At 77.3% G+C, this 15999-nt stretch carries 15 protein-coding genes; 8 read left to right on the top strand and 7 right to left on the bottom strand.

Features of this window, described 5'->3' with window-relative positions:
* The first annotated feature begins 30 nt into the window (after nucleotides 1-30).
* On the top strand, nucleotides 31-1200 hold the full coding sequence (locus ACYVO2_RS10925; RefSeq protein WP_461007479.1) for an FAD-dependent oxidoreductase: 1170 nt from the start codon (nucleotides 31-33) through the stop codon (nucleotides 1198-1200).
* Nucleotides 1201-1244: 44 nt separating this feature from the next.
* Here ACYVO2_RS10925 and pucD read toward each other — a convergent pair whose 3' ends face one another.
* From pucD to ACYVO2_RS10910, 3 genes are read right to left on the bottom strand one after another with little or no spacing between them, the layout of a single operon-like run.
* On the bottom strand, nucleotides 1245-3632 hold the full coding sequence (pucD, locus tag ACYVO2_RS10920) for a xanthine dehydrogenase subunit D (RefSeq protein ID WP_461007478.1): 2388 nt from the start codon (nucleotides 3630-3632) through the stop codon (nucleotides 1245-1247).
* Nucleotides 3629-4168, bottom strand: coding sequence for a (2Fe-2S)-binding protein (locus ACYVO2_RS10915; RefSeq protein WP_461007477.1), 540 nt, complete (start codon nucleotides 4166-4168; stop codon nucleotides 3629-3631). The genes pucD and ACYVO2_RS10915 overlap by 4 nt, the downstream gene beginning before the upstream one ends.
* Nucleotides 4159-5043 carry an FAD binding domain-containing protein gene (locus ACYVO2_RS10910; protein ID WP_461007476.1) on the bottom strand — a complete coding sequence of 295 codons (885 nt, stop codon included), beginning with the start codon at nucleotides 5041-5043 and terminating at the stop codon, nucleotides 4159-4161. The genes ACYVO2_RS10915 and ACYVO2_RS10910 overlap by 10 nt, the downstream gene beginning before the upstream one ends.
* Before the next feature lie 337 nt (nucleotides 5044-5380).
* Between ACYVO2_RS10910 and ACYVO2_RS10905 the strand changes: the two genes are divergently transcribed.
* The 4 genes from ACYVO2_RS10905 to ACYVO2_RS10890 all read left to right on the top strand — a co-directional run bounded on the left by ACYVO2_RS10905 (nucleotide 5381) and on the right by ACYVO2_RS10890 (nucleotide 10452).
* Nucleotides 5381-7090 carry a PucR family transcriptional regulator gene (locus ACYVO2_RS10905; protein WP_461007571.1) on the top strand — a complete coding sequence of 570 codons (1710 nt, stop codon included), beginning with the start codon at nucleotides 5381-5383 and terminating at the stop codon, nucleotides 7088-7090.
* 224 nt (nucleotides 7091-7314) lie between these two features.
* The gene (locus tag ACYVO2_RS10900; protein WP_461007475.1) at nucleotides 7315-8052 is read left to right on the top strand and encodes a hypothetical protein; all 738 of its coding nucleotides are present in this window, start codon (nucleotides 7315-7317) and stop codon (nucleotides 8050-8052) included.
* Between the two features lie 356 nt (nucleotides 8053-8408).
* A complete protein-coding gene (locus ACYVO2_RS10895) occupies nucleotides 8409-9209 on the top strand; it encodes a (2Fe-2S)-binding protein (protein ID WP_461007474.1) in 801 nt (266 codons plus the stop codon).
* Nucleotides 9210-9381: 172 nt separating this feature from the next.
* Nucleotides 9382-10452 carry a DUF2637 domain-containing protein gene (locus tag ACYVO2_RS10890; protein WP_461007473.1) on the top strand — a complete coding sequence of 357 codons (1071 nt, stop codon included), beginning with the start codon at nucleotides 9382-9384 and terminating at the stop codon, nucleotides 10450-10452.
* A gap of 116 nt (nucleotides 10453-10568) precedes the next feature.
* Here ACYVO2_RS10890 and ACYVO2_RS10885 read toward each other — a convergent pair whose 3' ends face one another.
* The 3 genes from ACYVO2_RS10885 to ACYVO2_RS10875 all read right to left on the bottom strand — a co-directional run bounded on the left by ACYVO2_RS10885 (nucleotide 10569) and on the right by ACYVO2_RS10875 (nucleotide 13069).
* Complete coding sequence (locus ACYVO2_RS10885) at nucleotides 10569-11045, bottom strand: ATP-binding protein (protein ID WP_461007472.1); 477 nt, start codon at nucleotides 11043-11045, stop codon at nucleotides 10569-10571.
* 70 nt (nucleotides 11046-11115) lie between these two features.
* Complete coding sequence (locus ACYVO2_RS10880; RefSeq protein WP_461007471.1) at nucleotides 11116-11829, bottom strand: hypothetical protein; 714 nt, start codon at nucleotides 11827-11829, stop codon at nucleotides 11116-11118.
* A 118-nt stretch (nucleotides 11830-11947) separates the two neighbouring features.
* Nucleotides 11948-13069 (bottom strand): protein phosphatase 2C domain-containing protein, encoded by a 1122-nt coding sequence (locus ACYVO2_RS10875; protein WP_461007470.1) that lies wholly within the window; start codon nucleotides 13067-13069, stop codon nucleotides 11948-11950.
* A gap of 333 nt (nucleotides 13070-13402) precedes the next feature.
* Here ACYVO2_RS10875 and ACYVO2_RS10870 point away from each other — a divergent pair, with 333 nt between their 5' ends.
* The 3 genes from ACYVO2_RS10870 to ACYVO2_RS10860 all read left to right on the top strand — a co-directional run bounded on the left by ACYVO2_RS10870 (nucleotide 13403) and on the right by ACYVO2_RS10860 (nucleotide 15433).
* Complete coding sequence (locus ACYVO2_RS10870) at nucleotides 13403-13846, top strand: hypothetical protein (RefSeq protein WP_461007469.1); 444 nt, start codon at nucleotides 13403-13405, stop codon at nucleotides 13844-13846.
* Between the two features lie 235 nt (nucleotides 13847-14081).
* A complete protein-coding gene (locus tag ACYVO2_RS10865) occupies nucleotides 14082-14735 on the top strand; it encodes a DUF3105 domain-containing protein (protein ID WP_461007468.1) in 654 nt (217 codons plus the stop codon).
* A gap of 86 nt (nucleotides 14736-14821) precedes the next feature.
* Nucleotides 14822-15433, top strand: a complete 612-nt coding sequence (locus tag ACYVO2_RS10860) for a DUF305 domain-containing protein (RefSeq protein ID WP_461007570.1) — start codon at nucleotides 14822-14824, stop codon at nucleotides 15431-15433.
* A gap of 61 nt (nucleotides 15434-15494) precedes the next feature.
* Here ACYVO2_RS10860 and ACYVO2_RS10855 read toward each other — a convergent pair whose 3' ends face one another.
* A complete protein-coding gene (locus ACYVO2_RS10855) occupies nucleotides 15495-15998 on the bottom strand; it encodes a methylated-DNA--[protein]-cysteine S-methyltransferase (RefSeq protein ID WP_461007467.1) in 504 nt (167 codons plus the stop codon).
* Nucleotide 15999 lies beyond the last annotated feature (1 nt).

Genomic DNA, 15999 nt, shown 5'->3' with positions numbered 1-15999 from the left:
ACCCGGCCCGCCGGCGGACAGGCGCGGGACATGAACACCTCCACCGTTCCCCCGTCGTCCACCGATGTCGTGATCGTGGGCGCAGGCCCGGTGGGCCTGACCCTGGCCGCGGTGCTGGCCGCCCGCGGCGTGGACCACGTCGTGGTCGACCGCCTCGCCGAGGGCGCCAACACCTCGCGCGCCGCCGGGGTGCACGCCAGGACCCTGGAGGTCCTGGAGGAGCTGGACATCAGCCGCACCATGGTGGAGCGGGGGCTGCCGCTGCCCCTGTTCGCCGCGCGCGACCGGCACCGGGCGCTGGTGACCGTCCCGTTCTCGTCGCTGCCGACGGCCTACCCGTACACGCTGATGCTGCCGCAGAACGAGACGGAGGAGATCCTGCTCGACCGGCTCGGCAAGCTCGGCGGGGCCGTGCACCGGCCGTACGAGGCCGTCGGCGCGGCGCAGGACGGCGACGGCGTGACCGTCACCGTCACCGGCGGCGACGGCGCCGAGCACGAGATCCGCGGCCGGTACGCGGTGGGCGCCGACGGCGTGCACAGCACGGTCCGGGAGGAGGCCGGGATCGGCTTCTCCGGCCGCCCCTACGAGGAGCACTTCGCGCTGGCGGACGTCCGGATGCGCTGGCCGCGCGAGCGGGACCGGCTGGAGATGCTGGTCTCCCCGCAGGGCCCGGTGGTGGTCGCGCCGCTGCCGCACGAGATGTTCCGGGTGGTGGCCACGGTCGCCGAGGGCGCCGACGCCCCGGACGCGGACGACGTGCAGCGGATCCTCACCGAGCGCGGCGCGGGCCGGGTGGCGGTGCAGGAGGTGCTGTGGTCCTCGGACTTCCACATCCAGCACCGCCTGGCGGACCGGTACCGGGCCGGGCGGCTGTTCCTGGCCGGGGACGCCGCGCACGTGCACAGCCCGGCCGGCGGCCAGGGCATGAACATCGGCGTGCAGGACGCGGTGGCGCTCGGCCACGCGCTGCACACCGCCCTCACCCGCGCCGAGCGCGCCGAGGAGGTCCTGGACGGCTACGGCCGCGCCCGCCGCCCGGTGGCGCGCCGGGTGATCGCCTTCACCGACTTCCTCACCAGGACCGCCACCGTGCGCCGCCCCGCCGCCCGGCTGGGCCGGAACACGGCGATGCTGGTGGCGGGCCGGATCCCGGCGTTCCGCCGGGCGATGGCCGCCCGGCTGGCCGAACTGCGGTGAGCCGGCGGCGGTGCGGCGTGTGAGCGGCGGCGGGCGGCGCCCCGTCACGTCCCCGTGAGGTGCTCCGGCCGCACCGGCACCCGGCGCAGCGCGAGCCCCGTCGCGGCGCGGACGGCGGCGACCACCGCCGGGGTGGAGGACAGGGTGGGGGCCTCGCCGACGCCGCGCAGGCCGTAGGGCGCGTGCTCGTCGGCGAGCTCCAGGATCTCCACCGGCAGGTCGGGCACGTCCAGGCAGGTGGGGATGAGGTAGTCGGTGAAGGAGGGGTTCATCACCCGGGCGTCGCCGGAGACGACGATCTCCTCCATCAGGGCCAGGCCCATGCCCTGCACGCCCGCGCCCTGGATCTGGCCGATCACCGCCCGCGGGTTGATGGCCCTGCCGACGTCCTGCGCGGCGGCCAGCTCCACCACCTTCACCAGGCCCAGCTCGGTGTCCACCTCCACCACCGCCCGGTGGGCGCAGAAGGAGTACTGCACATGGCCGAAGCCCTGCCCGGTGGCGCGGTCCAGCGGCTCGGTGGGGCGGTGCCTGAACTCGCGCTCGATGTCCACGGCCCCGTCGCCCAGGACGTCGGCCAGCGACGCGAGCACCTCGCCCGCGGCGGTGACGACCTTGCCGTCGCGCAGGCGCAGCGGCGTGCCGTCGTGCCAGGCCGGGTCCGCGCCGCACCGCCGGCGGCCCAGCCGCAGCACCTCCTCGCGCACCAGGCGGCAGGCGTTCCGCACCGCCCCGCCCGTCATGTACGTCTGGCGGGACGCGGAGGTGGAGCCCGCCGAGCCGACGGAGGTGTCCGCCGGGTGCAGCACGACCTCGGTGACGCCGAGCTCGGTGCGGGCGATCTGGGCGTGCACGGTCACCCCGCCCTGGCCGACCTCGGCCATCGCCGTGTGCACCAGGGCGACCGGCTCGCCGCCCACCACCTCCAGGCGCACCCGGGCGGTGGAGTAGTCGTCGAAGCCCTCGGAGAACCCGACGTTCTTCACGCCGACCGCGTAGCCGACGCCGCGCACCACGCCCTCGCCGCGGGTGGTGTTGGACACCCCGCCGGGCAGCGCCCGCGGGTCGGCGCCCCCGGCCGTCTCCCACTGCCGCTCCGGGGGCAGCGGGCGCTCCTTGACCCGGCGCAGCAGCTCCGCGACGGGCGCCGGGGAGTCCACGACCTGCCCGGTGGGCATGGTGCCGCCCTGGGCGAGCGCGTTGCGCTGCCGCAGCTCCACCGGGTCCATGCCGAGCTCGGCGGCGAGGCGGTCCATCTGGGACTCGTAGGCGAAGCACGCCTGGACGGCGCCGAAGCCGCGCATGGCGCCGCACGGCGGGTTGTTGGTGTACAGGGCGAGCGCCTCGATCTCCACGTCGTCGCACACGTAGGGGCCCAGGCCCAGCGAGGCGGCGTTGCCGACCACGGCGGGGGACGAGGACGCGTAGGCGCCGCCGTCCAGGACGATGCGCCCGGTGACGTACACCAGTTGCCCGTCGCGGGTGGCGCCGTGCTCGTAGGTGAGCGTCGCGGGGTGCCGGTGGACGTGCCCGAAGAACGACTCGTACCGGTTGTAGACGATCTTCACGGGGCGGCCGGTGCGCAGCGCGAGCAGGCACGCGTGCGCCTGCATGGACAGGTCCTCCCGGGCGCCGAACGCGCCGCCGACGCCGGAGAGGGTCAGCCTGACCTTGTCCTCGGGCAGGCCGAGGACCGGGGCGAGCTGGCGGCGGTCGGCGTGCAGCCACTGGGTGGCGATGTACAGGTCGACGCCGCCGTCCTCGGCGGGCACGGCGAGCCCGGACTCGGGTCCGAGGAACGCCTGGTCCTGCATCCCGACCTGGTAGGTGCCGGTGACGACCACCTCGGCGCGGGCGCGGGCCGCGGCCACGTCGCCGCGCCTGACCGGCTGGCGGTGCACGACGTTGGGGTGCGGCACGTGCGGGGCGTGCTGGTCGGTGCGGCCCGGGTGCAGCACGGGGGCGCCGGGCCCGGTGGCGGTCGCCTCGTCGGTGACCGGGGCCAGCACCTCGTAGGCGACGCGGACGCGCTCCGCGGCGCGGCGGGCGGTCTCCGGGTGGTCGGCGGCGACCAGGGCGACCGGCTCGCCCTGGTACCTGACCCGGTCCCCGGCCAGGACGGGCTGGTCGGGGATCTCCAGGCCGTAGTGGGTGGCGGCGGGCAGGTCGGCGTGGGTGAGCACGGCGTGCACCCCGGGGACGCGCAGCGCCTCGGCGGTGTCGATGCCCGTGATCCTGGCGTGCGGGTGGGGGCTGCGCAGGGTGTGGCCCCACAGCATGTCCTCGGCCCACAGGTCGGAGGAGTAGGCGAACTCGCCGGTCACCTTCAGGGTGCCGTCGGGCCGGGGCGCGCTCTCGCCGACGACGCCGCCGCGGGTGTCCCGGACCCGCCGGGCGGCCTCGACGGCGGCCGGGGTGCGGGCCGCGGTCACGGCCCGGCCTCCGCCCCGGCCGGGCCGCCGGCACGCCGGGCCGCGGCGAGCCGGACCGCGGCGAGCCGGACCGCGTCCAGGATCGCCTCGTAGCCGGTGCAGCGGCACAGGTTGCCGGACAGTGCCTCGCGGACGTCCTCGTCGGACGGGTCGGGGTCGCGCTCCAGCAGGGCGTCGGCGGCCACCAGCAGCCCGGGGGTGCAGAAGCCGCACTGCACGGCGCCCGCGTCCAGGAACGCGCGCTGGACGGCGGACAGCGCGCCGCCCGCCACCTGCTCGCCCGCGCCCCCGCCCGGCGCGGCCAAGCCCTCCACGGTGCGCACCTCGCACCCCTCGGCCTGCCCCGCCGCGACCAGGCAGGCGCAGACCGGCTCGCCGTCCAGGCGGACCGTGCACGAGCCGCACTCGCCCTGCTCGCAGGCGTTCTTCGCGCCGGGCAGGCCGAGCCGCTCGCGCAGCACGTACAGCAGGCTCTCGCCCTCCCACACGCCGTCCGCCTCGTGGCGCCGTCCGTTGACCGTGAACGTCACGCGCATCGCTGCTCCTTCCCGCGCAGGTGCTCGTCCCAGGCCCAGCCCAGGGTGCGGCGCGCCGTCACCCGCAGGGCGTGCCGCCGGTAGCGGGCGCTGCCGCGCACGTCGTCGATGGGGTCGGCGGCCTCGGCGACCAGCTCGGCGAAGCGGGCGGCGACGGGCGGCGGCACGGCCCGGCCGCGCTCCCAGTGGCCGCCCTCGTCCAGCGCGGCGGCGAGGAAGTCCTCGGCGGCGCGGGCCCGCAGGGGGGTGGGGGCGGCGGAGCCGACGCCGGTGCGCACGCTCCTGGCGGCGGGGTCGAGCGCCAGGGCGAACGCGCACACGGCGATCACCATGGCGTTGCGGGTGCCGACCTTGGAGAACTGCTGGGGCCCGCGGGCCCGCCGCACCCGCACGGCGCGGATCAGCTCGTCCGGCGCCAGGGCGTTGCGCTTGACGCCGAGGTAGAACTCCTCGGCGGGCACCAGCCTGGTGCCGCGCACCGAGGCCACCTCCACCTCCGCGCCCGCGGCCAGCAGCGGCGGGTGGGCGTCCCCGGCGGGGGAGGCGGCGCCGAGGTTGCCGCCGACGGTGCCGCGGTTGCGGATCTGTGGGGAGCCGACGGTGCGGGCGGCCAGCGCGAGGCCGGGCAGCGGGCCCGCGAGCTCCCGCACGATCCGGGTGTAGGGCACGCCGGCGCCCAGGCGCACCACGTCGCCGTCGGTGTCCCACTCGCGCAGGCACGCGACGCGGGTGAGGTCCAGCAGGGCGTCGGGGCGGCGCAGCCCGAAGTTCAGCTCCACCATCACGTCGGTGCCGCCCGCGACGGGGAGGGCGCCGGGGTGCTCCGCCCTGGCGGCGAGCGCCTCCGCCCAGTCGGCGGGACGCAGGAACTCCATGGCGCCTCCTCGGTGTCCGCCCGGCCGCCGCGGCCCGGCGCCGCCCGCCCGGCCGCTTCGCCTGCCGGGAGGTGTACCGGGCGCACACCGCCAGTACACGCCCGGCCGTCCGTCCGGGTGCAGTCACACAACCCATGAAGCGCCGGGGGAACGCGGCGGGCACACTTGTGGGTTCCTCCTAGCGGGGGCGGCGGAGGGGCGGCGGAAACGTCGCGGCATCCGGCCGGCAACACCGTTGGAACGCGCCGGGCGCGACCCTGGTGAGGGGCGCGCACGAGGGCGCGCGCCGGCCGACAGGGGCTGGCCGACAGGGGCTGAAGGACGGGAAGTGGCGACGATGCGCCTGCGGGCACTGCTGGACACCGAGGAGCTGGGGCTGCGGCTGCTCGGCGGTGAGGACGAGCTCGACCGCACCGTCCGCGGAGTGATGACCACCGACCTGCGCGACCCCAGCCGCTACCTGGCCGGGGGCGAGCTGGTGCTGACCGGTCTGGCGTGGCGGCACGGCCCGCGGGACTCGGAGCGCTTCGTGCGGATCCTGGCCGCCGCCGGGGTGGCCGGGCTCGCCGCGGGCGAGGCCGAGCAGGGCGCCATCCCCGCGGACCTGGTGGCGGCCTGCGCCCGGCACCGGATGCCGCTGTTCGCGGTGGACGAGAAGGTGGCGTTCGCCGCCATCACCGAGCACGTGGTGCGGCAGGTGTCCACCGAGCGGGCCGGGGACCTGGCGGCCGTGGTGGAGCGGCACCGGCGCCTGGTGTCCGCCGGGCCCGAGGGCGGCGGCCCCGACGCGGTGCTCGGCCTGCTCGCCGCCGACCTGGACCTGCGCGCCCATGTGCTGTCCCCGCTGGGGCGCCGGATCGCCGGGGCGCGGCCGCCGCTGCCCGCGGGGCTGTGCGCCGTGCTGGCGGGCGAGCAGATGGCGGCGCGGCTGGCCGGGCGGCCCGTGCCGCACCGGACCGAGGCGGACGGCCGCCGCTTCTCGCTGTTCCCGGTGCGCGGCGGCGGCACGGCGGGCCCGGCCGCGCTGTCGGAGTGGCTGCTGGCCGTGGAGGCGGACTGCGCCGACTGGCCCGCCGAGCGGCTGGACCTGGTCACCGGGGTCGCCGAGCTGATCGCGGTGGAGCGGGAGCGGCGGGAGGCGGCCCGGGCGGTGCGCCGCCGCCTGGCGCGGGAGCTGGTGGACCTGGTCCACGCGGACGCCGCGCCCGCGGAGATGGCGGCCAGGCTCCGGGTGGCCGCGCCGGTGCTGCTGCCCGGGATCGGGGCGGCGCCGCAGTGGCAGGTGGTGGTGGCGGCCCTGGAGCGGGGCGGGCGCGCCGAGCCGGGCGCCGTCGCGCAGCCGCTGCTGGAGGAGGCGCTGACGGATCCGGGGCGGCCCGGCGGCGACCCGGCGGAGCGGATCGCGGTCGCCCACGACGGGGCGGAGGCGGTCGCGCTGGTGCCGCTGCCGTCCGCGGGGGACGAGCAGCGGCCGGAGGGCGACGAGCAGCCGGAGGGCGACGGGGGGCCGGAGGGCGACGGGGGGCGGCCGGGGAGCGGCGGGACCAAGCACGAGCTGCTGCCCGCCGACCTGCTGGCCGCCGTCGCCGAGCCGCTGTCGCGCGGCCTGGCCGACGACGGCAGGCTGACCTTCGGCGTCAGCGCCGTGGTCCACTCCGCGGAGGGCCTGCGCGGCGCGCTGGAGGAGGCCAGGCACGCCCGCCGGGTCGCCGCCGCCCGGCCCGGGCGGGTGTGCGCGGCGGGCCACGACGAGCTGGCCTCGCACGTGCTGCTGCTGCCGTTCGTGCCGGACGACGTGCGGCGGGCCTTCACCGCCCGCCTGCTGGAGCCGCTGCGCGCCTACGACCGGCGGCACCGGGCCGAGCTGATCCCCACCCTGGAGGCGTATCTGGAGTGCGACGGCTCCTGGACGCGCTGCGCGGGCAAGCTGCACCTGCACGTCAACACGCTGCGCTACCGCATCGGCAGGATCGAGCAGCTCACCGGCCGCGACCTGTCCCGCCTGGAGGACAAGGTGGACTTCTTCCTGGCCCTGCGGATGAGCTGAGGGGCGCGCGGCCGCCCCGCCGCCCCGGCGCGCGCCCCTCCTCCCCCGGGGCCCTCTGGCGCGGCGGCTGTCCTTCGCCGAGAATTCACCCCATGATCAATCATACGAACAGTGGCATTTTGATCACTGTTTGATCAACGCACCCTTGGCGCCACGCCAGCGGTCGTGTTGGACTTCGCGCACTACGGACAACACCGGCGTTGCTCGTACCAGGAGGGCTGGCTGTGGGGGACACCGCCGAGGCGGCAGTGTGGCGGCTGAGGTCGCGCGGATGCTGGGGCGAGGCGGCCCGGCTGCTCGAGGAGTCCATGAACGGCACACCGGACCCGGACCGGGCGCTGCGGCGCACGGTGCTGCTGGTGGAGCGGTGCGTGTTCACCTCGGACGGGTGGGAGGAGGCCGAGGACGCGCTGCGGCAGGCGGAGGCGCTGGCCCGCACCGACGCCGAGCGCGGCGCCGCGGCGTGCGAGCGGGGCCACCTGGCGTACGCGGCGACCGTCCTCGGGGTGCGGGACCGCGCCGACGAGGCGCGGGCCGCGCTCGGCCGCAGCGCCGCCCTGCTGGAGCCGGACTCCCCGGCCCGCCCGCTGCTGGACTTCCGCCGCGGCCTGGTGGCCGAGCACGTCTCCCGCAACCCGCCCGCCGCCCGCGCCGCGTACCGCCGCGCCCACGCGGGCGCCACCGAGCTCGGCGACGACCTGCTGTGCTCGTTCACCTGGCGCCACCTGGCCGGCCTCGCCCTGCGCGACGGCGACGTGGAGGAGGCCAGGCACGGCTTCGCCGAGTCGCTGCGGCTGCGGGAGTCCCTGGGCTACCTGATCGGCGTCGCGCCCGCGCTGAGCGCCCTGGCGGACGCCCACCCCGACCCCGAGGCGTCCCGGCTGCGCGCGGAGGCGGCCCGGCTGGTGCAGCTCCTCGGCGGCATCCCCGTCTGGCTCTCCCAGCAGCTCGCCCCCGCCTGACGGGCCCGCCCGGCTCACCCGGGAGGGTGGGATCCGGGCGGCTTTCGGCCGTTCCCCGCGCCGCCCGCGGGGCGGCCCGGCGCGCCCGGCCACCGCCCGCGCGGGCCGCCACGGCACCGCCCCGAACGGCTCCGACCTCCCCGGACTCCCGCTCGCCCCGCCCGTCCGCGCCACGCGGGCGGCACCGGGTCCCACGCCCGTCCCACCTCCGCGGTCCCAGCGGCCCCACCGGCCCCAGCGGTATCCGACCCCCGCCCCAGCGAGTCGAAAGGCGCCTGTGCCGAAGATCGGCTAAGGTAAGGCTTACCTGCCTTGCCCGAACGCCTCAGCGCGCCTCCCCCAGCGGGTGATCTCAGATGCCTTTCGCGGACGCCTACGCCCGGCTCACCGCCGCCTTCCCCGGCCTGCGGGTCCACCTGGGCCCGGCCCGCGAGGGCGGCGGCTGGGTCGGCGCGGCCTCGCTCGCCCGCGACGCACGCGCGCTGGACGCCCTGATCGCCCTGGAGGCCGACGACAGCGAGCGCGACTACGGCACCCGCGCCCGCGGCGACGTCGCCGCCAGCTTCGGCCTGCACCGCTACGCCTGGCCCGCCTGCCTGCTGATGTCGGTGCCCTGGTTCCTCGACCGGCGCGTGCCGCGGCTGCCCGTGGAGCACGTGTCCGTCAACCGCGCCGAGGGCCGGATGACGGCGCTCGTCACCGAGTTCAGTTGCCTGCCGGGCGATCCGGCCGCCGGCCACCCCGGCGCCCGCGTGGTGCCCGACGAGGAGGCCCTGCGCGGAGCCCTGCGCGCCGCCGTCGCCGAGCACCTCGAGCCGCTGCTCACCGCGTTCCGGCCGCGGATGCGCCGCGGGCCGCGCGCGCTGTGGGGCATGGCGACGGACGAGCTGGTCGAGGGCCTGCTCTACCTCGGCCACCTGTTCGGCGACGAGGAACGAGCCGCCGCGGACCTCGCCGCCCTGCTGCCCGGCCGCACCCCGCCGTTCCACGGGGAGGCGGCGCTGCGCCCGGTGCCCTCCCCCGGCGGCGGGCTCCCCCGGTACACCCGGACCAGGCTGAGCTGCTGCCTGTTCTACACACTGCGCCCCGACGAGGTCTGCGCGACCTGCCCCCGCACCTGCGCCGGCGGCCGCGCCAAGCACCTCGTGGCCCACTGACCCTCCCTCAGCGCACCGGCGCCGCACCCGTGTCGGGACTGGCGTCCGGTCAATTACGCACAGGGGCGGTCCCCTTGGCGCCGCCTTCACAGAAACCCCCTATGCTGAGCTGCTTGTCCGCCAAGATGGTGCGGGCCAAACGCCCTGACGGAAAGCGAGGCTTGGACATCCCATGACACTCTCGGACACCCCGCTGGCCTGGGCCCTCGCCGGCTGCTCCACGCTGGCGTTCGCCGCCCTGCTGGCGGTGTTCCTGCGTCGCCGGCGCGCGGACGCCGAGGAGAAGAACGCCGCGCCGGTGGACTCCTGGGAGCGCAGCGAGGAGAGGCGCCGCCGCAAGGAGGCCGTCTACGGCGCCGCTTCCTATGTGCTGCTGTTCTGCTGCGCCGCCGTCGCCGCCGCGCTGTCCTTCCACGGCCTGGTGGGCTTCGGACGGCAGAACCTGAACCTGTCCGGCGGCTGGGAGTACCTGGTGCCGTTCGGCCTCGACGGGGCGGCGATGTTCTGCTCGGTGCTCGCGGTCCGCGAGGCCAGCCACGGCGACGCCGCCCTCGGCTCGCGCCTGCTGGTGTGGCTGTTCGCGGGCGCCGCCGCCTGGTTCAACTGGGTGCACGCCCCGCGCGGCGTGGACCACGCCGGCGCCCCGCACTTCTTCGCCGGCATGTCGATCTCGGCGGCCATCCTGTTCGACCGCGCCCTGAAGCAGACCCGCCGCGCCGCCCTGCGCGAGCAGGGCCTCGTCCCGCGCCCGCTCCCGCAGATCCGCATCGTCCGCTGGGTGCGCGCTCCCCGCGAGACCTACTGCGCATGGTCGCTGATGCTGCTGGAGAACGTGCGCAGCCTGGACGAGGCCGTGGAGGAGGTCCGCGAGGACCGGCGCCGCAAGGAGGAGCAACGGGCCCGCAAGCGGGAGGCCGAGCGGCTGGAGCGCGCCAGGATCCGCGCCCTGAACCGCCAGCACCGCATGTGGCTGCGCCCCCGCGGCGGACGGCAGGTCCCGGCGGTCACCGCGGCCACCGCCGCCCAGCCCGCCTCCGAACAACCCGCCATATCCCCCTCACCCGCGCCCACAACCGACTCGCCCTCCCCGGCCCCCACCCGCCCGGCCCTGCATCCCGCCGCTGAGACCACCTCCGCCACCCCCAAGACCATCGACCTCACGGCGGAGGACGACACGCTGACCCTGCCCAGGCTGGACTCCCTGGAGCGCAAGCTGAAGGATCTCGAGCAGCAGTTCGGCTGACCCGGCCACCACTTCCACGGGGGCGGTCCCGGCCACGGCCGGGGCCGCCCCCGAGCCGTGCGCGGGGCTCCGACCGGACCGGCACGGGCGGCGCGCTCGGCGTCCGCCTGGTCCGGTCACCCGCCCCCGGCCCCCGTCGCCGCCCCCTCACCCGCCCCCGTCGTCCTCAGTTCGAACCACACCGCCTTGCCCGTGCCGCAGGGGCGGACGCCCCAGGAGTCGGAGAGGTCGTGGACCAGGAGCAGGCCGCGGCCGGACAGGGCGCCGGGGCCGGAGCGGCGGGGCAGGGGGCGGTGGGGGTCGCCGTCGTGGACCTCCACGCGTAATCGGCGCGGCGCTCGGTCCGCGCGGCCGGTGAGCTCGGCCACCAGCAGGGCGTCCCGCCCGGTGTGCACGAGTGCGTTGGTGATGAGCTCGCTGGCCAGCAGTTCCGCGGTGTCGGCCACATCGGCCGCGCCCCACAGGTGCAGGGCCTCCCGCAGCATCCTGCGCGCGTCGGAGACCGCCTTCAGATCGCCTCGTTCCAGGCGGCGGCGCAGGTGCCCGGCGCCCGGTTCCCCCGTCTCGTCCAGTCCCCCAGGCCGTCCGGCCATCCGCCCCTCTCAGCCGCCCCCGCCGTCGAACATCTTGCCGAGATGCGTGCCCAGCGTGCCGACCGTCCAGTCATGGGGTTCCGGGCGCCCATCGGCTTTCGGACAGTTCCGGCGGCGGCCCGGGCAGGGCGGGGTACGCCTCGCCGCGCCACTCGAACAGGACGTCGCCCTCGCCGAGGGCGTCGGTGCCGAGCGCGGTGTCCAGCGCGGTCGCCGCGTGCGCCGTCGTCTCCAGGGCCGCCTCGGCCACCAGGGCGCCGCCCTCGGCGCGGCGGACGGTGAGCCCGGCGGTGACGGCCAGGGGGACGCGGGCGCCGCGGTTGACCCTGCCGTACAGGGTCTGGCCGCCGAGGTCCGCGGTCAGGGCGGTGATCACGGCGCGGTCGCCGGTGGCGGGCCGGACCAGGGCGAGGCCGCCGCGCAGGCGGAGGCTGCCGCGCGGCCTGCCGCCCGCGGCCGGGTCGGTGAGGGCGCCGCAGGCGACGGGGAGGGTGACGCCGCCGCGGGCGAGTGGCTCGATCCGGCCTTCCGGCGAGGCGCGGACGAGGACGACACCGGCCCTCCGCAGGGCCGCGGCCACATCGGGGCCCAGGGTGAGGTGGGCCTCGCCGCCGCCGACCGGGACGGCGGGGGCCGGCGCGGGCGCGGCGGGCGGGGCGGGGGCCAGGGCGAGGAGGGCGGCGGCGAGCGCGGTGAGGGCGGCCCGGCGGGGAGGCGCGGGGTGGGCGCGGGCGCCGGGCGCGTACGCCGGAGCGGTGGTGCGGTGGGGTGGCCTCGGGGGCACGGTCCCTCCCGGGCGGAGGTCGCCGACGACCCCTCGGTCATATCACCGGCGGGCCGGGGGCAGGCGCCGCTGCGCGCCGGTTCCCGCGGTTTTCCCGCGAACGGCCGCCCTGGGCCGGTCAGGCGGGCGGCGCGGGCAGGGCCTCCCAGGCCGCGGCCAGCGTCCGGTCGTCCGCGTAGCCCTTCACTCTGATCCGGGCGTCCCGCAGGAACTCCGTCAGCCCCGGCGGGGGCTGCGGCGCGGCCCAGCGCTCGGCGAGCACGGCGGCCAGCTCCGGCTCCTCGCGCATCGGCGCGGCCATGCCCTCGGTGCACAGCAGCAGCGCGTCGCCGGGCTGGGCCACGGAGGCCCGGAAGCGGAACCGGGTGGCCCCGTCCTCCTCCCCGCCCTCCCCCTCGGCCGCCGGCGGCTCGGGCGGGGCCGGGTCCAGGTCCTGCCACTGGTCGTCGCGCAGCCGGAACAGGCCGCCGCCGCCGACGCCGAAGAAGACCCGGATCCGGCAGCGCGGGTCGGCGGGCAGCAGCAGGCAGCGCAGTGCCGCCGTGTATCCCCGCGGGTCCAGGCCCCGCTCCTCGGCGCGCAGCCGCAACTGGCCCAGGCAGCGGTCGGTGAGCCGGTGCAGCCCGGCCTTGAGGGTGCCGCGCCTGGCGGCGCGGATGTCCTCGGCGAGCCGCTCGCCGTGCCTGCCGACGGCGGAGGCGATCCAGCGGCACGCCTCGCGGGCGGCCAGGTGCGAGCTCTCGCCCGAGCGCTCCCCGCACGCCACGGCCAGCAGTAACAGCGCGGCCTCGGCCTCGCCGAACCTGGCGGTCAGCAGCGCGTCCCGGCGGGGCTCGCCGCGGTAGCGGGCGGAGTCGCCGCGCAGCGAGGCGGCGCGCACCGTCAGCGCCCCGTATCTGGCGCCGTCCAGGACGGTGTCCGGGGTCAGCTCCTTCATGGTCTCCGGGTCGGCGGCGGGCCAGGCGGTGGGCTCGGGGTCGTAGGTGGGCGGGCGGTCGCCGACGTGGGCGGGCGGCTCCTTCGCGCGGGGCGCGGGGTCGCGGGGGGCGCGCAGGCGCAGGGTGGGGCGGGTGTCGGCGCGCGTGGCGCCGGGCCGCCCGAGGACGGACCGTACCCCGGCGAACCGCTCGTCCACGGAGTCCGTCCCCGGCGGGGGCGCGGTGTCGCCCACCGGGGCGCCGTAGAGCTGCTGCCACCATCCGTCCTCGGTCCGGCGGTTCGCGTCCCCCTGCTGGCTCATGTCTTCATTGTCCACCGTGGGCGGGTCCGTGGGGTGTTGAACGGACAACGAGCTCGTGGAGCCGCCGTGTCCGCGAGGGCGGATCGGCGCGGCGGCGGCCGGGGGCGCATGATGGGGAGGAGGGGCGGGCGCGCCGCCGGGGGCGGGCGCGGGCCGTCGGCAGGCGGCACGGACCGTTGACAACGACCACAGAGGGACACGGGGCGGCGAGCCGGTGGGGAGCGGGCTCCGGCGCGCGGGGGCGCCGGTCCGGCCGGTCGCGTCGCGTGCGGACCGTCGCGGTCGGCAGGGCCCTGGCCCGCACCCGGGGTGGGCTGGCTACCATCTGTCGCGATGACCGCAGCCCCGCACCGCAGCCGTGCGGCCCGGCCCTGTGCCCGGGTCGCCGCGTTGTGCTGCGCGCTGGCGACGCTGCTGGCCGCCCTGCTGGTCTGCGCGGGGGCGCTGGTCCCCGCGGCCGGACCCGCGGCCACGACCGGGCTCGCGACCGCAGGACCCGCCCTTCCCGGGCCCGTCGCCGCGGCGCAGGACGCGCCGCCGGGGCCCGCGCACGTCTGCTCCCCCTTCGACCGGGGCTCGGGCCACGGCAGCGGGTGCAGCGGGGCCACCGACCACGACACGGACGCCACCCTGCCCGGCCCCCCGCCGCAGCCGACGCCGGCCGTGCCGCCGAGGCTGCCGCCGGTCGCGGCCTCGGCCGCCCCGGGGCCCGCGGGCCCCCTGCCCGGCAGCGACCTCGCGCCCGACCTGCACCTGCTCCAGGTCCTGCGCACATAGCCGCCGCGCGCCGCCCCGGACGCGAACCGCGCGAGGAACTCCCATCGGGGGCAGAACCGTTTCGCGCACGCGTCCGCGCACGGCGTGGCGAGGTGAAAGGCGACGGCCGGGTCCGCGCCGCCCGCCCCGGCAGGTCCGGGCACGTCGCACCCAGCACCACCCAGCACAGCGTCCCCCAGCACCCCCTTCACGACCGCCGCGCACCCTGCCGCGGCGGGGACAAGGACTTGATCCCATGGCTTCCGCGAAGAAGCAGAGTGCCGCAGCGGCCCGCCGCGCCCGGGCCGAGGAGATGCGCCGCGCCGAGGAGGCGCGCGAGCGGCGCAACCGAATAATCGCCGTCACGGCGGGCATAGTCGTGCTCGCCGGCATGGTCGGCGGCGGCTGGGCGATCATCGCCTCCGCCTCGGGCGACGACGACAGCAGCGCGAACGAGAAGCCCAAGGTGCAGGTCGCGGGCGAGCAGACGTGGGGGGGCCTGGGCCGCACCCACGTCGACGACACGGTCGACTACAAGCAGACCCCGCCGGTCGGCGGCGACCACAACCAGGTCTGGCAGAACTGCGACGCCGTCGTCTACGACAAGAAGCTCACCAACGAGAACGCCGTGCACTCCCTGGAGCACGGCGCGGTGTGGATCACCTACAACGAGAAGGCGGCCGACGCCGACGTCAAGGCGCTCCAGGAGAAGGTCAAGAAGTCCACCTACACCTTCATGAGCCCCTACCCGGAGCAGGCCGGGACGATCATGCTGACGGCCTGGGGCCACCAGTTGACCGTGCAGGACTCCAAGGACGCGCGGATCCAGAAGTTCCTCGACACCTATGTGCAGGGCGAGCAGACGCCCGAGCCCGGCGCCGCCTGCACCGGAGGCAAGGCCGCCCCGTGAGCGAGCACGACGTGGACACCGCCAGGGCTCCGCGGGACGTATGGCAGGACGTGCCGGAGGCCGGGCGGCCCGCGCGCGGGCGGCGGGTGTGGTGGCCCGCCGCCGTCGGCGCGGTCCTCGCGCTGTGCCTGGCGCTGGGCGCGGCCCTGGTGTACTCGGGCGACGACGGGTCCGGCACGCCGGGCACCGACTCGGTCGAGGCGGGCTTCGCCCGGGACATGATCGTCCACCACCAGCAGGCCGTGGAGATGTCGTTCATCGTGCGGGAGCGCACGGACGACGAGGAGGTGCGCCGCCTCGCGTTCGACATCATCAACACCCAGGCCAACCAGCGCGGCATGATGCTGGGCTGGCTCGACATGTGGGGCCTGACCCCCACCTCGGGGCGGACCCCGATGGCGTGGATGGGCGGCGCGCACGCGGACTTCGAGCCGCGCGACGGCGCGACGATGCCCGGTATGGCCACCAGGACCCAGTTGGCGGAGCTGGACCGGGCCGAGGGCCGGGCCGCCGAGGTGGAGTTCCTGCGGCTGATGACCGCGCACCACCGCGGCGGCGTGGAGATGGCGCAGGCCGCCGAGCGCATGTCGGACAACGAGCAGGTGGACCGGCTCGCCGGGGGCATCGTGGACAGCCAGGAGTCGGAGATCAAACTGATGAACGACATGCTGGCCGAGCGCGGGGCCGAACCGGCCTGAGGGCTCCTCGCCGGGCCCGCGCGACGCCGGGGGGAGCGGCGCGCGGGCCCGGCCCGCCGGGTCACCGGGCCCGGTGGGGCAGCGCCCCTTCCAGGTGCAGCAGCAGGCGCTTGCGGTCCAGGCCGCCGGCGTAGCCGGTCAGGGTGCCGTCGGAGCCGATCACCCGGTGGCAGGGCCGCAGCACCAGCAGCGGGTTGGCGCCGACCGCGCCGCCGACGGCCCGCACCGCGCCGGGCGAGCCCGCGGCCTCGGCCAGCGCCCGGTAGGTGGTGGTGCCGCCGTACGGGACGTCGTCCAGGGCCTGCCAGACCCGCTGCCGGAACGGGGTGCCGGCGGGCGCGAGCGGCAGGTGGAACTCCTTGGCCTCCCCGGCGAAGTAGGCCCGCAGTTGCCGCAGCGCCTCGGCGAAGGGGCCCGCGTCGCGCCGCCACCCCGGCTCCGGCACCGGGGCGCGGCGCTGCCCGGGCAGGGCGAGGGCGGTCAGGGCGAAGCCGTCGGCGGCCTCGCGGCCGACGAGCAGCAGGTCGCCGAGCGGGCTGGGCACGGTGGTGTGGAAGGTCGTCATG

The organism is Streptomyces capparidis (genome assembly GCF_054782095.1).
This window is presented reverse-complemented; position numbering and strand designations above follow the sequence as displayed.